The sequence below is a fragment of the Flavobacterium sp. genome (assembly GCF_043756175.1).
GTDB lineage: Bacteria > Bacteroidota > Bacteroidia > Flavobacteriales > Flavobacteriaceae > Flavobacterium.
The window spans coordinates 1-6584 of the sequence record NZ_JAYURN010000009.1 but is presented as its reverse complement, the minus strand read 5'-3'; the positions used below and the strand labels follow the sequence as shown (position 1 = coordinate 6584).

The 6584-nt window shown below is 32.6% G+C and carries 8 protein-coding genes and 1 pseudogene; all 9 read right to left on the bottom strand.

Going from position 1 to position 6584, the window contains the following annotated elements:
• Positions 1-97, bottom strand: a 97-nt coding sequence (locus ACH2BP_RS00610; RefSeq protein WP_395055993.1) for a LysR family transcriptional regulator, incomplete at its 3' end; no start/stop codon positions are given.
• 57 nt (positions 98-154) lie between these two features.
• Positions 155-1354, bottom strand: coding sequence for an LETM1-related biofilm-associated protein (locus ACH2BP_RS00605; RefSeq protein WP_395055990.1), 1200 nt, complete (start codon positions 1352-1354; stop codon positions 155-157).
• A 53-nt stretch (positions 1355-1407) separates the two neighbouring features.
• Positions 1408-1596, bottom strand: coding sequence for a YdeI family protein (locus ACH2BP_RS00600; protein WP_395055992.1), 189 nt, complete (start codon positions 1594-1596; stop codon positions 1408-1410).
• A gap of 42 nt (positions 1597-1638) precedes the next feature.
• Complete coding sequence (locus tag ACH2BP_RS00595) at positions 1639-1977, bottom strand: YdeI family protein (RefSeq protein WP_395055988.1); 339 nt, start codon at positions 1975-1977, stop codon at positions 1639-1641.
• A 16-nt stretch (positions 1978-1993) separates the two neighbouring features.
• The gene (locus tag ACH2BP_RS00590; RefSeq protein WP_395055986.1) at positions 1994-2515 is read right to left on the bottom strand and encodes a superoxide dismutase family protein; all 522 of its coding nucleotides are present in this window, start codon (positions 2513-2515) and stop codon (positions 1994-1996) included.
• A gap of 209 nt (positions 2516-2724) precedes the next feature.
• Positions 2725-4515: an acyl-CoA dehydrogenase family protein gene (locus tag ACH2BP_RS00585; protein WP_395055984.1), complete on the bottom strand. Its 1791-nt coding sequence runs from the start codon at positions 4513-4515 to the stop codon at positions 2725-2727.
• Positions 4516-4551: 36 nt separating this feature from the next.
• Positions 4552-4905: a four helix bundle protein gene (locus tag ACH2BP_RS00580; RefSeq protein WP_395055982.1), complete on the bottom strand. Its 354-nt coding sequence runs from the start codon at positions 4903-4905 to the stop codon at positions 4552-4554.
• Between the two features lie 36 nt (positions 4906-4941).
• Positions 4942-6123 carry a thiolase family protein gene (locus ACH2BP_RS00575; protein ID WP_395055980.1) on the bottom strand — a complete coding sequence of 394 codons (1182 nt, stop codon included), beginning with the start codon at positions 6121-6123 and terminating at the stop codon, positions 4942-4944.
• A gap of 79 nt (positions 6124-6202) precedes the next feature.
• Positions 6203-6584, bottom strand: a pseudogene (locus ACH2BP_RS00570) (3-hydroxyacyl-CoA dehydrogenase); the annotation flags it as partial.

Below are 6584 nucleotides of genomic sequence, written 5' to 3'. Positions count from 1 at the left end.
TCAATGTAGGCTGTGTTACGAAACATTTTTCGGCAGCAAGCGTAAAATTCTTGTGTTCAGCAACAGCTAATACATATTGTAATTGGGTAATTGTCATTATATAGTTATTTATGATGCAAATATAAATAACTATAATTTAAAATGATAGTAAAATTTATTCTTTTTCTAGATTTTCGTTAAATGCTGATGGCAATAATTGCGGAATAAATTTAATAAGTATTGGCAATAACAAACTTCCACCTGGAATTAGAAAAATAGTTAATGACGGGATTGTTTTGCAAATATCTAACAATTGGTTTCTTACTTTTTTCTTCTCTTCGGGACTTAAATCTCTTTTTGTAGATTGAGAAAGAAGCTTCATGAGTTCTTTACTTTGTGATATTTCTAAAACGAGTCTGTTTTTATTTCTAGAAATTAAGGTGTGAACATTTTGAGTGGTTTGATCATAAAAATGTTTTACAGGATTCGAGAAATTAAAATATGGGATTTTATCTTTATTTGTTGTTAGAAATAAATTCATATCGGAAATACTTTTTTCTACAAATGAATCTGGAATAGTTAGTTTTTTTGCTAATTGAAATAGAAAAGTTCGTTCAGATTTTTCTATTTTAGCATCATTCCACATAGCCATTCCTGCCATATCAATGAGATAATATTTCTCGTAAGTATCATCAAAATAGGATAAATCTAAATTTTCTAAAGAGACAATTTCTAATTTGTTAAACTTGGTATATCTAACAGAGGATTCAAACAGTTTGTGAAGTAAATCATCATACTTAGTTTTTACTTCTTTAGTTTTTAAAGCTAATGAAACAATATTTACAATTATTTCCTCTGATTTTTTTAAGTATTTATCAGAAATTTTTCCTTCTTCCAAATATCTCATAAAGGCCAAAACATCGATAAAAATAAGTGCATTGGTTAGAATATTGGAGAAATTCTTGCTAATAATATTCTCATTGGTTTGAATTCGTGAATTTATTATTTTTTCGAGCTTACTCGAATTAGAATCTTGAGGCAGTATTTTTTCAAGTAAGCTAGATTCTTTTGGAAGTAAGGTTTTATAAAAAGTAACACATTCATTTATAAATACTGAATGAATGCGATTTTTATTCACCAATTGATAAACCCCAAATAAGGTATTTAATAAACCAATTTTAGAGAGTTCTTCGTTTGTTAAGCCTTTAGTTTCTATGTTTTTAGTTGTCACAAAATGTGTTGTATAACCAACTAGAAAACCTGTTTTTCTTGTGTTTTCGTAAAACTGATCATAATTATTTATTACAGTTTGATTCTCATTATTTTGGTCTGTAAAATACTTTTCAACCCAACTTGGTGCCGAAGGATTTATCATAATTTCATTTTATTATGCAAAGCTAAGTTTTTGTAAAATATAAAAAAATTAATTTATTGTCTTGATTTAATATTTTGTTCACAAAGGTTTATAATTTCTAAAATTCTGGAATTTCTAGTTTCTTCTCTTTTGGCATGATTTAACCAATAGAGATAGCTTTTTCGATAGGACGGACTGAAATTAGTATAGTTTTCAAAAGCAATTTTATTATAATTGAAAGCAACTTGTAAATCATCAGGAATTTCCTGATTTTCTATAGCATCGAGCGATGTCCAAGATCCATTTTATTTGGAAATTTCAATTTTTGCTAATCCACTTTCGTGCATTAAGTTTTCTGGAATTAATTTTTCGATATAGGTTTTATTGAGTTTACTCCAAACTCTTTTGTCTTTTCTAGGTGTAAAAGTTTGTTTTCGTAGTTCATCATCTAGTTTTCGAACGGTCGAATCTATCCAACCATAGCAAATGGCAACTTGAACAGCTTCTTCCCAACGCATACTTTCAAATTGACTGTCTACTCTATAAAAAATTAATTCAATCCCAGTTGAAGAATGGTGGTTTTCGTGTAACCATTTTCTCCATTCTTGAGAATTTTTGAAGTAATAAATTACTTTTTCTTTCAATGAAAATTGGAATATATTATTTGATAATTGCAGAACAAGCCACTCTTGCACCAGCATTTCCCGCAGGTTGTGATGTGAAATCGTCTATTCCTTTATGAACAATCAATCCTTTTCCAAGTATATTTTTGGTTTCGTCTTCGCAACCAATGCACCATTCGGGAGTAGAAAATTTTACAGTAGCATTTCCTTTTGCATCGGCAGTAAAATTACCAATATCTCCTTTATGATGTTCTGCAGAGCCCCATTTTCCATGTTTTTTGAAAGTAGGATTCCAATGTCCTCCAGCCGAACTTCCATCGGCAGCCGAACAATCAGATTTCTCGTGAATGTGAATGGCATGCTCTCCTGGTGTAAGTCCGCTTAAGTTAGCAACCATTGTTACTGTTCCGTTTTTCTCGATAAAATTTGCAGTTCCAGAAACTGTGCTTTCACTTTTTGAAGAAAAAGTAATTTTTATTTCATTTTTATTTCCTGTAGAAGTTTTACAAGCAATTATGATTAAAAAAAGCGAACACGATAATAAGAGCAACTTTTTCATAGGATTTTTATTTATGTTATAAAATTACGGCTAAATTCTAAATAAACAGCATTTGCGTTAGGGATTAGAGTGAAAATCCTTTTGTTTTTTTCTTTAAAAAACAAAAGATTGTAACGGAAAGCCCGACCCTTGTGGTAACGCCCAAAATAAAAAGCCACAATAACAAAATAGTTAGTGTGACTTTTTTTAAATCAATAAAAAGATTTTTTTTAGAAGCAGTATTCGTTTTCTGCAACTAATTTAGTTGTAATTATTTCTCTTAAACCTACAACATTTGGCATATTTGTATATTTTGTGAAACGACGTAATCCCATTAACATCATGCGTTGTTCGTCACCTTCAGAAAAAGAAATAACGCTTTCTTTACCTTTTTGAGTTACAATATCAACTGCTTGGTACAAATATAACTTTGCCATTGCAATTTGTTCTTTTACCTTGTCTTCACCTTCTTTTTTGGCTAATTTTTCAGTTCTAAGAATAGTACTTTCTGCCATGTAAATTTCGATAAGAATATCAGAAGCAGCCATTAATAATTGTTGGTGTGCATCTAAATCTGGTCCGTATTTTTGAACCGCTCCACCAGCAACCATAAGGAATGCTTTTTTCAATTTGCCAATCATTTCTTTCTCTTCGGCAAATAATTCAGAATAATCAGGAGTTTCAAATGATGGAATTCCCATTAATTCTTCTTGTACTTTTGATGCTGGTCCTAATAAATCAATATGACCTTTCATGGCTTTTTTGATTAACATTCCAACAGAAAGCATTCTGTTTATTTCGTTTGTTCCTTCATAAATACGAGCAATACGAGCATCTCTCCAAGCACTTTCCATAGGCGTGTCTTCTGAGAATCCCATTCCACCAAAGATTTGAATTCCTTCATCAGCACAAGCTTGTACGTCTTCTGAAACTGCAACTTTTAGGATAGAACATTCTATAGCAAATTCTTCAACTCCTTTTAATTCTGCCTCTTGATGGGTTGCACCTTCTGATTCACGGGCTATGATTCTATCTTCGATGCCTTTTGCAGCACGATAAGAAGCACTTTCTCCAGCGTAACATGAAGTTGCCATTTCTGCTAATTTAGAACGTATCGCTCCAAAACTAGAAATTGGGGTATTAAATTGAATTCTCTCGTTAGCATATTTTACAGAACCAGAAATAACTCTACGTTGTGCATCTAAACAAGCTGCGGCTAGTTTTATACGTCCAACATTTAAAGCATTCATAGCTATTTTGAATCCGTTTTCTCTTTCAGATAACATGTTTTCAACAGGAACTTTTGTTTCATTGAAGAAAACTTGACGAGTAGAAGAGGCACGAATACCTAATTTGTGCTCTTCTTCGTTCATTGTAATTCCGTTTGCTGGATCATTTTCTACAATAAAACCTGTAATATTTTTATCAGTACCAATTCTTGCGAAAACGATAAATACCGAACAAAATCCTGCATTAGAAATCCACATTTTTTGTCCAGTGATAGAATAATATTTTCCGTCTTCAGACAAAACTGCTTTGGTTTTTCCAGAATTTGCATCAGAACCTGCACCTGGTTCCGTTAAGCAATAGGCACCAAACCATTCGCCTGAAGCTAATTTTGGTACGTATTTTTTCTTTTGTTCGTCGCTTCCGTAAAGCGTTATTGGCATAGTTCCAATTCCAGTGTGAGCACCAAAAGCAGTAGAGAATGAACCTGTTGCACCCGAAATATAATCACAAACTAGCATTGTAGATACAAATCCCATTCCTAACCCACCATATTCTTCAGGAACAGCAACTCCTAAAAGTCCTAGTTCACCAGCTTTACGCATGCTTTCTTCGGTAAATGCATAATCCTTTTTCTCAAAACGATCTTTATTTGCCCACAATTGTTTGTCTGAAAACTCTTTTACCATATCACGCATCATGATTTGCTCTTCTGAGAAATCTTCTGGTGTAAATACGTTTTCACATTTTGTTTCTTTTACTAAAAACTGTCCGCCTCTTGTTATGTCTTCCATTATTTTTATTTTAAATGATGAATTTTAAATTTTAAATTATTTTGTTATGCTTTCGCTTGATGTTTTAATTATTTTGGTAATTATATTTATTATATGCTCTACTTCAATTAAATAATCAGACATTGAAATTGATGTTAAATTTGATTTATCTAATAACCTCAACCAATATTTTGTTTCTCTAGCTTCTTTGGATGCAATTGACATTTTATGTATAAAATCTTTTCTTGATTGCGCTGCAATTGCTTCTTCAACATTTGCTCCAATACTTGTTGCGGATCTTATTATTTGTTTAGAAATTATGAATTCATTTTCTTTTTTTAATTGAACAAAAAGATTTACCACAGATAAAGCGAAATCAAATGTTTTAGTCGCAATAATATTTTCTTTCATTCAATTTAAAATTTATAATTCAAAATTTTAAATAAACTATAGAAGTTCGAAAATACCTGCAGTTCCTTGACCAGTTCCTACACACATAGAAACGATTCCGTACTTGCTTTTTCTTAATCTCATTTCTTCAAAAAGTTGAACAGATAGTTTGGCTCCTGTACAACCTAGTGGATGTCCTAATGCTATAGCGCCACCATTTACATTGATAATATCAGGATTTAAACCCAATTCACGAGTAACTGCTAATGCTTGAGAAGCAAATGCTTCGTTCAATTCGATTAAATCGATATCATTTAAAGTTAATCCCGCTTGTTTCAATGCCTTTGGAATCGCTTTTACAGGACCAATTCCCATGATTCTTGGTTCAACGCCTGCTGAAGCAAAATTTACTAATCTTGCGATTGGTTCCAGGTTTAATTCTTTTACCATTTCTTCGCTCATTACCAATACAAAAGCTGCACCATCACTCATTTGTGAAGAGTTTCCAGCCGTTACACTTCCATCGGCAGCAAATACAGGTTTTAAATTTGCTAAAGCTTCAACAGAAGTTCCAGCTCTTGGACCTTCGTCTTTGTTTACCACATACGATTTGGTTTCTTTTTTACCATTTTCATTGATAAAAGTTTGCTCTACTGTAATTGGAACTATTTGTTTGTCAAATTTTCCTTCAGCCTGAGCTTTCAATGCTTTGTTGTGAGATTGAAAAGCAAATTCATCTTGATCCGCACGAGAAATGTTGAATTGTTTTGCCACCGCTTCCGATGTTAATCCCATTCCCCAGTAGTAATCCTCGTGTCCTGCTGCCGCCATTTTATAATCTGGCGTAGGTTTGTAACCGCCCATTGGAATATAACTCATACTTTCGGCTCCACCAGCAATGATACAATGTGCCATTCCTGATTGAATTTTGGCAGTTGCCATTCCGATTGTTTCCAATCCAGATGCACAATACCTGTTTACAGTTACACCAGGTACATCATCTACTTTTAATCCCATTAATGAAATTAAACGGCCTACATTTAAACCTTGTTCTGCTTCTGGCATGGCATTTCCAACCATAACATCGTCAATACGTGTTTTGTCGAAATTAGGCAATTCATTCATCATAAATTCGATGGTTTCTGCTGCCAATTCATCAGGTCTTTTAAATCTAAAAACTCCTTTTGGCGCTTTACCAACTGCAGTTCTATATGCTTTTACTATATATGCTGTTTTCATAATTATTATTTTGAATTTTGAATTTTAAATTTTGAATGATTTCAAACCACATTTAAAATTCATAATTTATAATTTAAAATTAGTTTCTCAACGGTTTCCCTTTGGTTAACATAAACTGAATTCTCTCCAATGTTTTTCTCTCCGTGCAAAGTGATAAGAAAGCTTCACGTTCGATATCTAATAAATATTGCTCAGATACCAAAGTGTGTTCCGATAAATCACCACCAGCCATAACATACGCCAATTTGTTTGCAATTTTAAGATCGTGTTCTGAGATGTATTTTCCAGCCACCATTTGATTGGTTCCAACTAAGAACATTCCTAATGCTTGTTTTCCCAAAACTTTTACATCCGTTCTGCGAATTGGTTGTGTATAACCCGCTTCGGCCATTAATAAGGCATGTTTCTTAGCTTCGGCAATTTGACGGTCTTTGTTTACCACTACAATATCTTTACCGTGT